The organism is Microbispora catharanthi (assembly GCF_006334915.2).
Taxonomy (GTDB): Bacteria; Actinomycetota; Actinomycetes; order Streptosporangiales; family Streptosporangiaceae; genus Microbispora; species Microbispora catharanthi.
The window spans coordinates 89,067-104,474 of sequence record NZ_VDMA02000002.1 but is presented as its reverse complement, the minus strand read 5'-3'; the positions used below and the strand labels follow the sequence as shown (position 1 = coordinate 104,474).

The 15,408-nt window shown below is 71.2% G+C and carries 12 protein-coding genes; 2 read left to right on the top strand and 10 right to left on the bottom strand.

The window, feature by feature from the left end; genetic code table 11:
* Window positions 1-16: 16 nt before the first annotated feature.
* From FH610_RS03740 to FH610_RS03710, 7 genes are all read right to left on the bottom strand, one after another.
* Complete coding sequence (locus FH610_RS03740) at window positions 17-1,036, bottom strand: LacI family DNA-binding transcriptional regulator (protein WP_139572861.1); 1,020 nt, start codon at window positions 1,034-1,036, stop codon at window positions 17-19.
* A 28-nt stretch (window positions 1,037-1,064) separates the two neighbouring features.
* Window positions 1,065-2,456: a GH1 family beta-glucosidase gene (locus FH610_RS03735; RefSeq protein ID WP_139573194.1), complete on the bottom strand. Its 1,392-nt coding sequence runs from the start codon at window positions 2,454-2,456 to the stop codon at window positions 1,065-1,067.
* Between the two features lie 41 nt (window positions 2,457-2,497).
* Window positions 2,498-3,391: a carbohydrate ABC transporter permease gene (locus FH610_RS03730; RefSeq protein ID WP_240808738.1), complete on the bottom strand. Its 894-nt coding sequence runs from the start codon at window positions 3,389-3,391 to the stop codon at window positions 2,498-2,500.
* Window positions 3,388-4,362, bottom strand: a complete 975-nt coding sequence (locus tag FH610_RS03725) for a carbohydrate ABC transporter permease (protein ID WP_139572860.1) — start codon at window positions 4,360-4,362, stop codon at window positions 3,388-3,390. The genes FH610_RS03730 and FH610_RS03725 overlap by 4 nt, the downstream gene beginning before the upstream one ends.
* 84 nt (window positions 4,363-4,446) lie before the next feature.
* The gene (locus FH610_RS03720) at window positions 4,447-5,793 is read right to left on the bottom strand and encodes an ABC transporter substrate-binding protein (protein ID WP_139572859.1); all 1,347 of its coding nucleotides are present in this window, start codon (window positions 5,791-5,793) and stop codon (window positions 4,447-4,449) included.
* A 333-nt stretch (window positions 5,794-6,126) separates the two neighbouring features.
* Complete coding sequence (locus tag FH610_RS03715; RefSeq protein WP_240808737.1) at window positions 6,127-7,677, bottom strand: sulfatase family protein; 1,551 nt, start codon at window positions 7,675-7,677, stop codon at window positions 6,127-6,129.
* Between the two features lie 111 nt (window positions 7,678-7,788).
* Window positions 7,789-8,607 carry an aldo/keto reductase gene (locus FH610_RS03710; protein WP_139572857.1) on the bottom strand — a complete coding sequence of 273 codons (819 nt, stop codon included), beginning with the start codon at window positions 8,605-8,607 and terminating at the stop codon, window positions 7,789-7,791.
* Window positions 8,608-8,706: 99 nt separating this feature from the next.
* On the opposite strand from FH610_RS03710, the gene FH610_RS03705 reads away from it, so the two are divergent.
* Both FH610_RS03705 and FH610_RS03700 read left to right on the top strand, forming a co-directional pair.
* Window positions 8,707-9,738 carry a hypothetical protein gene (locus tag FH610_RS03705; protein ID WP_205825536.1) on the top strand — a complete coding sequence of 344 codons (1,032 nt, stop codon included), beginning with the start codon at window positions 8,707-8,709 and terminating at the stop codon, window positions 9,736-9,738.
* Complete coding sequence (locus FH610_RS03700; RefSeq protein WP_139572856.1) at window positions 9,735-10,961, top strand: DUF6716 putative glycosyltransferase; 1,227 nt, start codon at window positions 9,735-9,737, stop codon at window positions 10,959-10,961. Before FH610_RS03705 ends, FH610_RS03700 begins: the two co-directional genes overlap by 4 nt.
* Before the next feature lie 20 nt (window positions 10,962-10,981).
* On the opposite strand, the gene FH610_RS03695 is transcribed toward FH610_RS03700, so the two are convergent.
* From FH610_RS03695 to FH610_RS03685, 3 genes are read right to left on the bottom strand one after another with little or no spacing between them, the layout of a single operon-like run.
* Window positions 10,982-12,244, bottom strand: coding sequence for an alpha-2,8-polysialyltransferase family protein (locus tag FH610_RS03695; protein ID WP_240808736.1), 1,263 nt, complete (start codon window positions 12,242-12,244; stop codon window positions 10,982-10,984).
* Window positions 12,237-13,202, bottom strand: a complete 966-nt coding sequence (locus FH610_RS03690; RefSeq protein WP_139572855.1) for a glycosyltransferase family 2 protein — start codon at window positions 13,200-13,202, stop codon at window positions 12,237-12,239. The genes FH610_RS03695 and FH610_RS03690 overlap by 8 nt, the downstream gene beginning before the upstream one ends.
* Window positions 13,199-15,289 carry an N-acetylneuraminate synthase family protein gene (locus tag FH610_RS03685; protein ID WP_139572854.1) on the bottom strand — a complete coding sequence of 697 codons (2,091 nt, stop codon included), beginning with the start codon at window positions 15,287-15,289 and terminating at the stop codon, window positions 13,199-13,201. The genes FH610_RS03690 and FH610_RS03685 overlap by 4 nt, the downstream gene beginning before the upstream one ends.
* Between the last annotated feature and the right edge of the window lie 119 nt (window positions 15,290-15,408).

Sequence of the window (15,408 nt, the reverse complement as noted above, 5' to 3'; positions counted from 1 at the left end):
CGAATTCGCGTGGCCGTCAGGCGGAGGCGCGGATCACCAGGTGGGTGTCGAGGATGACGACCGGCTGCTCCAGCGGCTCGCCGTTGATCCGGGCGATCAGGAGCTGGACCATCTGCCGGCCCATCGCCTCGGTCGGCTGGTGCACGCTCGTCAGCTGAGGATCGGTGTGCAGCGCCACCTTGGAGTCCTCGAAGCCGATCACCGCGACGTCGTCGGGCACGACCAGGCCCTGCTCCTTCAGCACCCGCAGGGCGCCGACCGCCATCGGGTCGGAGGCCGTGAACACGGCGTCCAGGTCGGGATGACGGGCGAGCAGATCGCGCATGCCCGCCTCCCCGCTCTCCTCGGAGAAGTCGCCGTACGCGACGCGCTCGGTCATGCCGGTGGCCAGCAGCGCGTCGCGGTATCCGGCGAGACGGTCGACGCCCACGCCCATGTCCTGCGGACCGGCGATGGTGGCGATCTTGGTACGGCCCTTGGAGAGCAGGTACTTGACCGCCTGCCGGGCACCGGCCCGGTTGTCCATGTCGACGAAGCTGTACGGGTTGAGCCCCACCGGGCGGCCGCCGAGCACGGTCGGCACGCCCAGCTCCTCCAGCCGTCCCGGCAGCGGGTCGGCGCCGTGCACCGAGGTGAGGAGCACGCCGTCGACGTGCTGCCCGGTCAGGTAGTGCTCCAGCCGGTCGTGCTCGGCACGGTTCTGCGCCATCGTGAGGATGAGCTGGAGGCCGGTCTCCGCCAGGGCGGAGCCGATGCCGCGGATCAGCCCGGCGAAGTACGGCTCGTCGAAGACGCGCTGCTCCGACTCCGACACCACCAGCGCGATGGTGTCGGTCCGATTGGTCACGAGGGTGCGCGCCGCCCGGTTGGGCACATAGCCGAGCTCCTGGATCGCCAGTAACACCGCGTCGCGGGCCCGGTCGCTCACCTTGGGCGAGCCGTTGATGACCCGCGACACGGTGCCGCGGCCGACCCCGGCGCGTGCGGCGACCGCTTCCAGAGTCGGCCGGCCTCCGGAACGGCGGTCCCCGTTCATCTATACTGCCCCCTTGTCGTGTCTGCGCTTATTGTGCCCGACCCAGCAGGCCGCCGTGTCTGATGGTGTCGGCATACCACAAAGCGCTCGATTTCATGGTCCTCGCCTGGGTCTCGTAGTCGACGTAGACAAGGCCGAAGCGCTTGCCGTATCCCCAGGCCCACTCGAAGTTGTCCATCAGCGACCAGGCGAAGTAGCCCTGAAGCGGGATGCCCGACTCGATGGCCGCGTGGCAGGTCCGCAGGTGGGCGTCGATGTAGGCCACCCGATCGGGGTCGTGCACCGTGCCGTCCTCGCCGATCACGTCGTCGTAGGCCGCGCCGTTCTCCGAGATGTAGAGCGGGACCCGCGGATACTCGTCGGCGATCCGCCGCAGCATCTCGTGCAGGCCGCTGTCGTCGATCTCCCAGCCCATGGAGGTGACCGGGCGGCCGCCGTTGACGAAGCCCACGTGCTCGCTGCCGATCCACGGCGATCCGGAGTCCGTCGGCGCGGCGGCCGCGGACGCGGCGCCGCCGGGCGCGCCGGAAACGGTGAAGCGGCTGTAGTAGTTGATCAGCAGCATGTCGAGCGGGGCGGCGATCGTGGCCAGGTCGCCGTCCTGGATGAACTCCATGTCGGACAGGTGGCTCAGATCGGCCAGCACGTCCTCGGGGTAGGAGCCCTTGAGCAGCGCGTCCAGGAAGAAACGGTTCTGCAGCCCGTCGATGCGGCGGGCGGCGTCCTGGTCGGCCTCGCTGCCCGTGGCCGGCGTGACCGGGTACACGTTCACGCACCCGCCGATCTGCGAGTCGGCGTTCTGCGCCCGCATCGCCTGGACGGCCAGGCCGTGCGCGAGGTTGAGGTGGTGCGCGGCGCGCAGCGCGGCGGCCGGCTCGCGCCGCCCGGGGGCGTGCTCGCCGGAGGCGTAGCCGAGGAACGCGGCGCACCAGGGCTCGTTGACCGTGCTCCAGTTCCTGACCCGGTCGCCGAGCTCGGCGTGCACGGTCGCGGCGAAGTCGGCGAAGCGCTTCGACGTGTCGCGCGACGGCCACCCGCCGGCGTCTTCGAGCGCCTGCGGGAGGTCCCAGTGGTAGAGCGTCAGCCACGGGTCGATGCCGTAGCTGAGAAGCTCGTCGACGAGCCTCTTGTAGAAGTCGAGGCCCTTGGCGCTGTACGCGCCGGAGCCGTCGGGCTGGATCCGAGGCCAGGAGACGGAGAACCGGTAGGCGGTGAGGCCGAGGTCCGCCATGAGCTTGACGTCCTCGCGATACCGGTTGTAGTGGTCGATCGCGATCTCGGCGGTGTCTCCGCCCACGATGCGCCCGTCCTGACCGCAGAAGGTGTCCCAGATGGAGCGGCCCCGCCCGTCCGCGGTGATCGCGCCCTCGATCTGGTAGGCGGAGGTGGCGGCGCCCCAGACGAACCCGGTGGGGAACATCAGGCCGGCCGTCTCCGCTTCGGGTCGTGTGCCTTGCGTTGTCACGCCTTGACCGCACCTTCCATGAGTCCGCCGATGATCTGTCGGCCGAACAGGATGAAGACGACGATGAGCGGGAGGATCGACAACAGCGTGCCGCTGAAGATCAGCACGTAGTCCGTCCCGTACTTCGCGTTGAGCGAGTTGATCGCGACCTGGACCGTCGGGTTGTCCGGGTTCAGCACGATCAGCGGCCACATGAACTCGTTCCAGTTCAGCATGAACGTGTTGATGCCCAGCACTCCCATGCCCGGCCGTACGGCGGGCAGGATGACGTTCCACCAGATCCGCAGGGTGGAGGCGCCGTCGACGCGGGCGGCCTCGACCAGTTCGTTGGGCACGGCCTGCTCGGTGTACTGCGTCATCAGGAAGACGCCGAAGCCGTTGAGCAGGAAGGGCAGGATCACGGCCTTGATCGAGCCGACCCATTCGAGGCTGACCATGAGCCGGTAGAGGGGGACCTGGCCCATCTGCTGCAGCGGGACCATCATGGTCAGCAGCACCAGCAGCAGCAGGATCTTGCCGCCCTTGAACTGCAGCCGGGCGAACGCGAAGCCGGCGAACGTCGAGATCAGCACCACCGAGACCGTCACCGTGGCGGCGATGATCAGCGAGTTGGTCAGACCGGTCAGGTAGTGCGCGTCGGGGTTGGACAGAACGCGCTGGACGTTCTCCCCGAGCTTGCCGCCCGGCAGGAACGGCGGCGGCATGTCGGTCGCCTCGGTGTTGGTGCGCGACGCGATGACGATCATGTAGTACAGCGGGAACGCCGAGATGATGATCGTGACCGCGAGGACGAGCCTCGTCATCGGCGTGGCGGTCCAGAGGCCGGCGGCACCTCCCGGCGCCTTGGCGCGGCGCCGCCGCGGGGTGGCGGGCGCGGAGAGCGTGGTCACTTGTTGCCCCCGATCCGGCGGATGAGCAGGAAGTTGATGGCCGATCCGATGAGGATGAGCAGGAACAGCAGCCAGGCGGCCGCGGAGGCGTAGCCGTAGTCGAACTCGCGGAAGCCCTGCTCGAAGATGAACATCGAGACGGTCTGGAACTGGCTGTTGGTGCCGCCGTGGACGTTGCCGTTGTAGAACGTCGTCGGCTCGGAGAACAGCGTGAGACCGCCGATGGTGGAGTTCAGCACCACGAAGATCATCGTGGGCCGGAGCATCGGGACCGTGATCTGCCAGAACTGGCGCCGCCGGGACGCGCCGTCGATCGAGGCCGCCTCGTAGAGGTCCTTGGGGATCGTCTGCATGCCGGCCAGGAAGATGATCGCGTTGTAGCCGGTCCAGCGCCAGTCGATCATCGTCGCGATGGCGAGCCAGGAGGGGAGACGCTCGGTCTTCCAGCTGACGGGATCTATGCCGAACCAGCTCAGCACCCAGTTGACCATGCCGTAGTCGCGGCCGTACAGCTGGGTGAAGACGACCGCCACTGCGACGACCGAGGTGACGAGGGGGAGCAGGACGCCCAGCCGGACGAACAGCTGCGCCTTCATCCGCTTGTTCAGCGCGTTGGCCAGCAGCAGGGCCAGCAGGATCTGCGGGACCGTCGCGATGACGAACATCGCGAGGGTGTTGACGACCGCCTTCCAGAAATCGGCGTCGTCGAGCAGGGCGGTGAAGTTGCCGAGGCCCGTCCACTCGACCGTGCCCGTGAGGTCGTAGTCGAAGAACGAGTAGTAGAGGGTGAAGGCGAGCGGGAAGAGCCCGAAGACCAGGAAGAGCAGGTAGTAGGGAGAGACCAGGAGGTAGGGCGCGGCCTTGAGGTCCAGCCAGGTCAGAAAGGACCGGCCCGGTCTCGGCCGGACATGCCTCCGGCTGGGCGGCATCGGTGCCCGGGTGGGGTGCCCGGCGTCGACGTGCAGGCTCATAGATTACCTTTCGGGTGAAAGCAGGCGACCGGCCCGCCGGCGGGGTGCCGCTGCGGCGGACCGGTGCTCACCTGGCGGGCAGGATCAGCCCGCGGCCTTCACGGCGTCGTCGACGAGCTTCTTCCAGCCGTTCGCGTACGGCACGGAGCCGTCGTCGATGGCGGAGACGACCGACTCGATGGCGTTCTTGACCTGGGCGTGCTTGACGCCGAGGAAGATCGGCTGGAGCGAGGAGGCCGACTTGGCGAAGATCTCACCGACGGGGGCGTCGTTGAAGTACTCGTTCTTCGCACCCTGGACGGCCGGGTCCTGCTGCGCCTGGACGTTGCTCGGCATGTTGCCGGCGTAGTTGAAGACGCTGACCTCGGAGTCCTTGCCGGTCAGGTAGTCGAGGACCTGCGCCGCCTCCTTGGGGTGCTTCGACTGCTTCGGCACAGCCAGCCAGGAGCCGCCCCAGTTGCCGCCGCCGCCGGGCACCGCCGCGACGTCCCACTTGCCCTTGAAGTCCGGTCCGGCGCCGCCGTCGCCGCTCACCGCGCCGAGCATCCACGACGGGCAGCCGAGGGTGGCGAACTGCGACTTCTTCATGCCGGTGTTCCACTCGGGCGTGAAGTTGCGCAGCTTGGCCGTGAGGCCCTCCTGGCTGATCTTCTGGGCGAAGTCGTACGCCGTCTTGACCGCCGGGTTCTTGTCGACGATCAGGTTGTTGTCCTTGTCGAAGTACGTGACGTTGCCGTTCTTGGCGCCCTCCTGCACCAGGACCACGTTGTAGAGCGTGTTGGTGCCGTCGACGAACTTCGTGTCCTTGATCTTGTCCTGGAACTTGTGGGCGACCTTGACGAAGTCGTCCCAGGTCGGCCAGAGCTTGCTGACCTCTTCGCGGTCGGCGGGCAGACCGGCCTTCTCGAACAGGTCACGGCGGTAGCACAGGCTCATGCCGCCGACGTCGGTGCCGAGGCCGAACAGCTTGCCGTCGGCGGTGACGCCGTTCTCCCACTTCCAGGCGGCGAAGTCGCTCTTGCGGTTCTGCAGGCCGAACTCGCCCAGGTCGGCCCACCACTCGGGGTGCGCCTTGGCGAGGCCCATGCCGCCCTCGTCGATGCCGACGACGTCGCCGGCGCCCGCGCCGGACTGCAGCCACTGGATCATCTGCGGCCAGTAGACCTGCTCGAACTGGTCGGTCAGGTTGTCATACTTGATCTGGATGTCCTTGTGCTCGGCGTTCCATTTGTCGACGGCCTCCTTGTAGCCGAAGTTCTTGCCGCCGCCGAACGTCTGGAGCGTGATGGTGACGGGGCCGGCCGCCGCCGTGGACCCGCCACCCGACGCGGTGTCGGGCTTGTCGTCGGACTGGCAGGCGGTGGCGCCGAGAGCCAGCGCCGCCACCGCGGCGACCGCGAGCAGCCTGCCGCGGCGCGAGTTTGCAATCATTCCGGACCCCTCTCAGGTGGTATCCCGAATCGTTCGTGGGAGGTGCATCCCAGGCCGGTCCCCGATCTCACGGCCCGCGATCGAAGGTTGTGCTCGGTGCTCCCGCACGGTGTACTAAGCACCGTTGGGAGCGCTCCCACGAAGGGTCCTCTATGAGCAACCGGGGCGTCAATATGCCGAAACCTAACTGTTACTCCCTGGGTGGTTAGAGCCGGTCAATGGGACATACTAGGACATAGCACGCTTGGGAGCGCTCCCATAGCCATATGGGCAGAAATGAATAGGGGGTGCCCCGAACCTGCCGGGGCGCCCGCCTTTATCCGCTCCGTCACCTCACCCGTGGGCCACCGCGGCCGTCCCCAGGGACACTCCGCCGCCCAGCGAGACCCCCGTGCCTGAGACCACTGTGTCTGAGATCACTGTGCCGGCGGCGTCCGCCAGCCGGCACGCCGGTCCGGAGCAGGCTCGCAGCAGCGCGAGCCGGGCCGCTAGCGCGGCCGTCAGGCCCGGCCCGGCCGTCGCCGCGATGTTGTGCAGCTCCGCCGGGTCGTCCCGCAGGTCGTAGAGCTGCCGCTCCCCGGTCTCGTACTCGACGTACGCGTACCGCCCGGTCCGCAGCATCGCATACGTGGGCGGCGAGTTCGGCGAGTAGGAGGGGTGGTAGAACTCCGCGAGCACGGCGTCGCGCCAGGGGACGTCGTGCCCCTGCAGGAGCGGGACGAGCGAGCGGCCCTCGGCCGTGGGCGGCACCGCGGCCCCGCCCAGCTCGGCGAACGTGGGCGCGAGGTCGACCGTCGACATGAGCGCGTCGACCACGCCCCCGGCGGGCACCCCCGGCCCGCGCACCACCATGGGCACCCGGATGTCCTCCTCGAAGGGCGTCGTCTTGCCCGGCCGCAGCCGATGCTGGCCGAGATGGAAGCCGTTGTCGGAGGTGAAGAAGATGTAGGTGTCGTCCAGGCGGCCCGCCCGGCGCAGCGCCTCGACCAGGGCGCCCACCATGTCGTCCACACCGAGCATGGCCCGCAGCCGGTCGCGGTGGACCCGGTCGATCCGCCGCGTGTCGGCGGCCGACAGCGGCGTGCGCTCGCTGAGCCAGCGGGGCTCGGCGGACAGGTCGGCCTGGTCGAACGACGCGGTCCTCGGCGCCTGCTCGCCGGCGAAGGCGGCGGCGTGGCGCGGCGCGTAGTGCGCGGGCAGGTGCGGCGCGACCGGAGCGAGATAGAGGAAGAACGGCGCGTCCGCCCCGGCGGAGGACTCGGCGGCGGAACCGGTCGCGAACGCCGCGGCCTTGGCGCTCAGCACGTCCTCCAGGTAGTCCTCGGGGGCGTCGCCGTACCGCCGGATCACGCCGTTCTCGTTGAGCGTGTAGCCGTACTCCTGGTAGAGGCGGGTGACGGGGACGTGCCACTCGTCCCAGCCGGGCGGTACGTACGTGCGCGGCGCGCCCTCGGGGTAGTTGTTGAGATACTTGCCCATGAGCGCGGTGCGGTAGCCCGCGTCGTGCATCCACGTCCCGAGGGTGGAGGCCTCCAATGGCCGGAACTTCGGGAACCCGCCGGTCGGCGACCGGTTGCTCTCCACCTGGTGGCTGTGCATGTACTGCGAGCGCAGGATGGACGAGCGGGAGGGGCAGCACCAGGGGTTGGTGACGAAGAAGCGCGACAGCGTGGTGCCCTGACGCACCAGGAGGTTCGTGATGTTGGGGAACCGGCTCAGATCCGCCGCGTCCAGGTCGTCGGTGAGGATCAGCACGATATTGGGCCGTTGAGCCGCGAGCGTGGGGGCGGGCTCGGCACGGGAGGCGCCGGTGAGCCCGAGGCACAGCAGGAGCGCCGCGGCGAGCCCGGCCCACAGCTTTCTCGATCGTCGTGGTTGGGGCACGGCAGCAATCATTGCCGCGTGCTCGTCAGGGGAAACGTACGCAGCGTGACCGGGTGACCGCACCGCGTCCGTTATGGGAGAGACTCTGGTGAATCCTCCGCCGCCGGTCGGTCAGCCGAGGGTGGCGGGGTCGGGGCCGAGACGGCGGCCCTCGTCGAGACCGTTGATCGCGGCCATGTCCTCCGGGCTCAGCGTGAAGTCGAAGACCTCGATGTTCTCCTTGATGCGCGACGGCGTCACCGACTTCGGGATCACCACGTTGCCGAGCTGGATGTGCCAGCGCAGCACCACCTGCGCGGCCGTCTTGCCGTATTTCGCGCCGATCTCGGCCAGGACGGGCAGGTCGAGCAGGCCCTTGCCCTGCCCGAGCGGGCTCCACGCCTCGGTGGCGATGCCGCGCTCGGCGTGCAGGCCGCGCAGTTCCCGCTGCGCGAACTGCGGGTGCAGCTCGATCTGGTTCAGCGCGGGGATCACATCGGTCTCGGCGAGCAGACGCTCCAACGTGCTCACGGTGAAGTTGGACACCCCGATGGCCCGCACCCGGCCGTCGGCGTACAGCTTCTCCAGGGCCTTCCACGTCTCGACGTACCTGTCCTGCTTGGGCGCCGGCCAATGGATCAGGTACAGGTCGAGAGTCTCCAGGCCGAGCCGCCGCATGCTGGCGTCGAAGGCGCGCAGCGCCTTGTCGTAGCCGTGCTGGTCGTTCCAGAGCTTGGTGGTGACGAACAGCTCCTCACGGGGGACGCCCGAGGCGCGCAGGGCGCGGCCGACGCCCTCCTCGTTGCGGTACAGCCTCGCGGTGTCGATGCTGCGGTAGCCGTACTCCAGGGCCGTCGCCACGGCCTTCTCGGCCTCGTCGTCGGCCACCTGCCACAGACCGAAACCGAGCTGGGGCATCCGCACATTGTTGTTCAAGGTGACGACGTTCATGCCTCCCATGCTGCCGTAATGCCCCGAGAAGATCCCTTCGGGGTCTGTTCACCGGGTGTTCCCGCCGTCGTCGTGTCGGGCGGCTAGGGTGAGCGCGTCGTGAACGTTTCTTTACGGGGCGTGGAGAACGAGGGACGGCGCCACGCCGCCGAGCAGGGGCAGGCCGTCGCGTGGGTGGAGTCCCCCCTGCAGCTGCTGTGCGTCGTCGAGGCGCACCACGCGGGGCTCCTCGGGGCCGTCACCACGGTGGTGCCGCGGGCCGGGCTGCCGGCCCTGCGGCTGACCCGCCGCGAGCTCGAGCGGCTCGGGCTGCCCGAGGGGCTGGAGTTCGCCGAGCCGGCCGAGCGGGTTCCCCGGCCGGGCCGCGTGTGGGCGGTGGGCGACGCCTTCTCCGGGCGCGTCCAGCTCGCCCTCGTCACGGCCCTTCCCGGCCGTACGGTGCTGGTGGACGACGGGCTGGCCACGATCCGCCTGCTCGAGCTGCTGGTCGCGCGGCGTCCGCTGCTGCGCGCCCGCGGAACCCCGGGCCTCGGCCGCAAGGTGCTCGCCGCGGCCGCCGGGTTCCGCCTGCGCACCCGCAGGCCCACGGTGTTCACCGCGCTCCCGGTGCCCACCGGCCTCGCCGAGGCGGTGGAGGGCACGGGCGCGCGGCTCGTCCGGCACGACTTCGCCTGGCTGCGCGCCCAGCCCGCCGACCGGCCGCCGCCGGAGCGCACCGTCGTGCTCGGCACCTCGCTCGTACGCAACGGGCTCATCCACCGCGACCGCTACCTGCGCTGGCTGGAGCGGATCGACGAGCCCGTCGCGTACTTCCCCCACCGGCGTGAGGACCCCGGGGACCTCGACCGGGTGCGCAGGATCGCCGGGCTGACCGTGTACGACGCCGGGGCGCCCGCCGAGATGACGCTGCGCGACCTGCGGCCGGACCAGCGGGTGCTGAGCCTGCCGTCCACCGCGGTGACCTCGCTGCGCGTCCTGCTGTCGGCCCGGGGCGTACGGGTGGAGACCGTGGACGTGCCGGAGGACTGGTGGACGGCCTCGGCCGCCCCGTCGCTGCGCTCCCACCTCCAGCTCTTCGCGCACGAACCTCATCAGCCCCACACGCACGATCCCGGAAAGGTCGCTCCTTGACCCGTCTGCTCGCCGTGGCCGACTCCGACTCGTATCTCAAGTGGGCCGCGGGCCTGCTCGACGCGACTCCGGAGGACTGGGTCACGGATCTGGCCGTCGTCCGCACTCCCATCACCCCCTCGGCGGCGCAGATCGCCGCCGCGGTGAGCGGCACCCGCGCGCAGGGCGAGGGGCTTCCCCCGGTCCTGCCCGCGCGGCAGCTGCGTCGGGCCGCCGAACGGTTCCGGCCCGACGCCGTGCTGCTGGCCTGCACCGGGCCGGTCGTGGACGCGCTGGCGGCGGAGACGCTGGCCGGGCTGCGGCCCCGGCCGGTGCTGGTGTCGGGGCTGCCCGGCATCTCGGTGCCCGCGACGGAGAAGGCCTGGCTGTTCCGCAGCGGCTGCGACCTGTTCGTCGTGCACAGCGGCCGGGAGGTCGCCGAGTTCTCCGAGATCGGCGCGCGGCTCGGCGGGGGCGGGGCGGTGGCGCTGGCCCGCCTGCCCTACCTGGACCTCCTGCCCCGCGAACCGGCCGCGCAGGACACCGGGGGCGTGCGCGACCGCGTCGTGTTCGCCACCCAGGCCAAGGTGCCCAGGCGGCGCGAGGAACGGGAGCGGATCCTGCTCGCCCTGGCCGCGCTCGGACGGGCCCGACCCGACCTGGACGTGGTGGTCAAGCTGCGGGCCCGCGACGACGAGCGGCAGACGCACAACGAACGTCACCACTACGAGCGGCTGTGGACCGCGATGGAGGCCGAGGGCCGGGTGCCCGCGGGCGCCGTGCGCTTCGCCGCGGGCCCGATGCACGAGCACCTGAGCCGGGCCGCCGGATTCGTCACGGTCAGCTCGACGGCCGCGCTTGAGGCGATCGCCGGGAACGTGCCGCTGCTCGTGCTGTCCGACTTCGGGGTCAGCGCGGAGATGATCAACCTGGTGTTCGAGGGCAGCGGCTGCCTGGGCACGCTCGACGACCTGGCCAAGGCGGACTTCCGGGTCCCGGCCGAGGAGTGGTGCCGGGCCAACTACTTCCACGACTCCTCGGCCAGCGACTGGACCGGCCGCGTCGCGGCGCTGGTCGCCGCGGCCCGCGCGGGGACGCTGGAGCCGGGCCGCTCGCTCCTCGACGGTCCCGAGCATGCCGCCGCCCGCCGCCGCGCCCGGCTGCGCCTGGAGGTGCCGCCCAAGGTCCTGCGGTACGGCTACCGCGCCAAGCGGCGGATGCGCCGCTACCTCAAGGCGTTCTGAAGCGGCCCCCGCCGGCCCGATCAGCGGGACAGCAGGCGGCGCAGGCGCGCCTGCGGACGGGCCGGCGCGGGGGCCGGGCGTTCGATCAGGCCGAGCGACTCCAGCCTGCGCTTCTTGAAGTAGCGCGCCGGTCCGTGGGCGCCCACGTAGGCCGCCGCGGTCTCGCGCAGGCCGGGGTGGGCCCCGCTCTGCATGCAGTAGCCCACGGCCGCCACCAGGGCGGTGAGGTCGGCGGCGGGCGGCTCGGTGACCGTGCCGTCGGCCTCCAGCCGGGGCAGCGTGGCGTCCACGATCGTCGCCGGGATCCGGTTGCCGTTCTCGTACGGCGTGAGCCGTTCGAGCACGAGATCGGTGCCGGTGGCCGCGACCGGCAGGCCGAACAGCCGCCGCGCGGTCACCAGCGCGGTGGAGAAGCACCCGGCGACCAGTTCGGGGCGGTGCGCGGCGAAGCACGCCTCGGCGGGCGTCGTCTCGGGGGCCACGAGGAGGTCGACGCCCAGCTCCGCGGCGACCGGCCGCAGCTCGCGGGCGTGCCGCCGCCCGGCGGCGGGGTGCGGCTTGAACAGCACGGTCCGGTGGCCGCGCGCCGCCAGTCCGCGCAGCATGCGCTCGTGCAGCGCGGCCTCCTCGGCGGCCGTGACCAGGCCGAGCGCGGACAGGTACTGGCCGAGGACGACCGCCTCGGCGCGGGGAACCGCCTCGGCCGCCTCCGTCACCCGGCCCACCACGCGTGCGAACGACGCGTCCGTCAGGGCCTCGGCCGGCACCCCGTGCTCGGCCAGGAGCAGGGGCGCCAGGCCGGGGACGAGGTCGAGGTGGAGCAGCCGGGCGATCCGGCCGGCGATCTCGTGGGGGAGCGGGTCGCGGGTCGGCCCGTAGCTCATGAGGCCGTCGGAGTAGACGGTGATCGGGCAGTCCTTGACCAGGCCGGCGAGCGTACGCGACGGGGAGACCGCGATCGACTCCAGGACCAGCTCGTCCGGCTCGCCGATCAGGTCGCGCAGCAGGCGGCCGAGCATGGGCGTCTCGATCGAGCGGGGCTTCCAGTCCGACGGGTGAAGCGGCGCGATGATCTCGTTCCAGGACAGGACGCGGTCGAACCTGTCGCGCAGCGCGGCGAACCCCGGCGCCTCGTCCAGCGCCGGGGTGACCTCCGGGATCGCCGCGTTGTTCGACACGAGGAGGACCCGGCCGCCGTCGCGGAACCGCCCCTCGTCGATCGCCGCCGCGAGCGTCATCGCGCCGAACAGCGTGGAGGCGTAGAACAGCGTGGAGTCAGGCACGCGGCCCTCCTGTCGTGTGGGGGCCCGGTAGGTAGGAGTGGAGCAGAGCGGCCCGCTCGGGCTCCAGCCCGCCGATCGCCTCGGTCAGCGCCTCGTGGGGCAGCCGGGCGAGCGCCGCCCGCGCCCGCTCGTCGAACCGGGCGCGTACGGCCGGGGTGAACCGGTCGGCCAGCTCCACGTGGTGGGCGAGCAGCGCGCACAGGTTGCGGGCCGCCTTCGGCAGGTAGCGCGGCTCGGCCTCGTCCAGCACGATGTCGTAGGCGTCGAAGAAGTGGAGCTGCCGCTCGTCGCCGATCTGCGTGAGCGACGCCGTCAGCCCCCGCCGGTAGAACACCCCGGCGAGGGAGACCACGGCGTACGACCGGGCCAGGCGGTGCAGCCGCCAGATCCACGGGCGGTCCTCGGCGGTGTGCAGCCCGGCGGGGAAGGTCAGCAGGTCGTCCAGCTCGCGCCGGTAGATCCCCGCCCAGGCGTAGGGATAGTCGACCATCGTCTTGAAATCGGCCGGCAGGATGCCGTCGCGCGGGTCCAGCACGACGCCGCGGCGCGGCTGCGGCGCCCGGTGCGTCTCCCGCCTGCGGCCCTCGACCTGGATGTGGTCCACGCGCACGAAGTCGCACCCGAGCCCGTCGATGGCGGCCACGAGGCGGGACAGGTAACCGGGCGCGAGCCAGTCGTCGGCGTCGAGGAAGGTGACGTACCGGCCGGCGGCCAGCTTCAGCCCGGCGTTGCGGGCGCCGGCCAGTCCCAGCGGCATCGGGTTGCGGACGACCGTGAGCCCCGGCAGGTCGCGCCGGAAGTCCTCGACGACCTCCGGCGTCGCGTCCGCCGAGCCGTCGTCCACGACGACGACCTCGGTCTCGAACTCGCGCGTCCGGTTGCGCACCAGGGACGTGAGCGCGTCCCCGAGGTACGCCTCGCCGTCCCTGACCGGCACGACCACGGAGAGAGTGATCATGCCGTGGCCCGGCGCAGGCGGGCCCGGGGGGCCTCCTCGCCCGGGTAGACGCGCTTCACGCCGTCGCCGAGTGCGGTCTCGATGATGCGGATGTCGCGGACCAGGTGCTCCAGGCCGGTGGGCTCCAGCGAGGCGGCGTGGTCGGAGCCCCACATCGCCCGGTCGAGGGTGATGTGCCGCTCGACGGTCACCGCGCCCAGCGTCACGGCGGCGAGCGAGATCTGCAGCCCGCGCTCGTGCCCCGAGTAGCCGACCGGCACGCCATACCGCTGCTGCAGCGTGGTGATCATGCGGAGGTTGGCCTCCTCGGGCGGGAGCGGGTAGGTGGAGGTGGCGTGCATCATCACCAGGCGCTCGGTGCCGAGGATCTCCACCGCCGCGTCGATCTCCTCGATCGTGGACATTCCGGTGGACAGGATGATCGGCTTGCGGGTGGCGGCCAGCGCGCGCAGCAGTTCGTGGTCGGTCACCGAGGCCGAGGCCACCTTGTGCGCGACGACGTCCATGTCCTCCAGGAACTCCACCGACGGCACGTCCCAGGGCGAGGCGAACCAGTCGACGCCGCGTTCCTCGCAGTACTTGGCGATGTGGGCGTACTCGTCCGCGCCGAACTCGGTGCGGATCTTGTACTCCATGTAGGTCATCTCGCCCCACGGCGTCTGCCGGATCTGGTCGCGCTGCTCGAGCGGCACGCAGATCTCCGGGGTGCGCTTCTGGAACTTGACGGCCTGGCAGCCGGCGTCGGCGGCCACGTCGATGAGCTTGCGGGCGATGTCGACGTCGCCGTTGTGGTTGATGCCGATCTCGCCGATCACGTACACCGGCTGCCCGGGGCCGACCAGCGACCGGCCGATCCGCACCGGCCGCACCTGCCCGAGGTGGCCGAGCGCGGTGACGGGCACGCTGACGGGCGCGGGGGCCGGGACGGTCTCCAGCGCGGTGGCCGGGCGGGCCGCGAGCACCCGGTCGGACAGCTCCCGCACGGCTCCGGCGCCCCCGGGGGCCGACAGCACGACGCGGGCGGCGGCGCGCACCCGGGGGTGGGCGTCGGGCACCGCGACCGGCCAGCCGACGATCGCCATGCAGGACAGGTCGTTGACGTCGTTGCCCACGTACGCCACCCGCTCGGGAGCCAGGCCCTCGGCGGCCAGCCATTCACGCAGTGCGACGTCCTTGGCGCCGAGGCCCTGCACCACCGGCACGCCGAGCTTGGCGGCGCGGGCGGCGACGACCGGGTTGCGCTCGGTGGACAGCACGAGCACCTTCACGCCGGCCCGGCGCAGCAGCGCGATCCCCATCCCGTCGGAGCGGCTGACCGCGACCATCTCCCGGCCGTCGGAGTCGACGAACGCGCGGTCGTCGGTGTGCACGCCGTCGAAGTCGGTGACGACAGCGTCCACGTCGATCGGCAGCGGCTCGTCCACGAACGGCGCGAGCGCCCGGGCGATCTCCAGGTCCTCCGGGGTGTCGATCTCGACCGCGTGGCGGACGGGCACCGGCTGGACCGCGACCCTGCCGAAGAAACGGTGGCCGCGCTCGCGCAGGCCCTCCGTGCGCATGACGTAGAACGCGCCGGTCTCGCGGAAGTGGGGCTCGCGGTCCTGGCGGCGCGGGCGCACGGCCGGGTCGTGGTTCACCCCGTGGCCGGCGCCGGTCCAGACGAACTCGTAGGTCTCGGTGCCGGAGAAGACCGAGTCGGCCTCGCCGTCCAGTACCTTCGCGACGGCGGCGTCGAGGTCGCGGGGATCGAGGAACGCGCTGGTGCACTGGACGAGTACGACGATCTCCGGCTGCTCGCCGGAGCTCTCGGAGGGGATCTCCGACAGGGCGTGCAGCACGGCGGACTCGCTGGAGGCGGTCGAGCCGCTGAGATCGGCGGGCCGGCGCACGACCCGCGCGCCCGCGGCCTCGGCCACCTCGGCGATCCGGTCGTGGTCGGTGCTGACGACCACCTCGTCCACCAGCTCGGCGCGCAGACAGGCGTCCACCGCCCGGGTGACGAGCGGAACTCCGCCCACCTTCTCCAGGTTCTTCAGGGGGACGCCCACGGAGCCTCCACGGGCGGGGACGACTGCCAGCACTCGCACGAGTGACTCCTCTACCTGCGACTTCGGGAACCCGTGTGACCCAAGGGGGCCGGGGTGTCCCGAAAACTAGCCAGCAGGTCCTCCAGTTGGGGGTTACTGGGCTGAACGACCAGGGGCGC

Excerpts from the sequence above, each read along its gene's own strand:
- FH610_RS03690 (WP_139572855.1), bottom strand. The coding sequence starts at position 13,202 with ATGATCACTCTCTCCGTGGTCGTGCCGGTCAGGGACGGCGAGGCGTAC.
- FH610_RS03720 (WP_139572859.1), bottom strand. The coding sequence starts at position 5,793 with ATGATTGCAAACTCGCGCCGCGGCAGGCTGCTCGCGGTCGCCGCGGTG.
- FH610_RS03735 (WP_139573194.1), bottom strand. The coding sequence starts at position 2,456 with ATGTTCCCCACCGGGTTCGTCTGGGGCGCCGCCACCTCCGCCTACCAG.
- FH610_RS03740 (WP_139572861.1), bottom strand. The coding sequence starts at position 1,036 with ATGAACGGGGACCGCCGTTCCGGAGGCCGGCCGACTCTGGAAGCGGTC.
- FH610_RS03710 (WP_139572857.1), bottom strand. The coding sequence starts at position 8,607 with ATGAACGTCGTCACCTTGAACAACAATGTGCGGATGCCCCAGCTCGGT.
- FH610_RS03725 (WP_139572860.1), bottom strand. The coding sequence starts at position 4,362 with ATGAGCCTGCACGTCGACGCCGGGCACCCCACCCGGGCACCGATGCCG.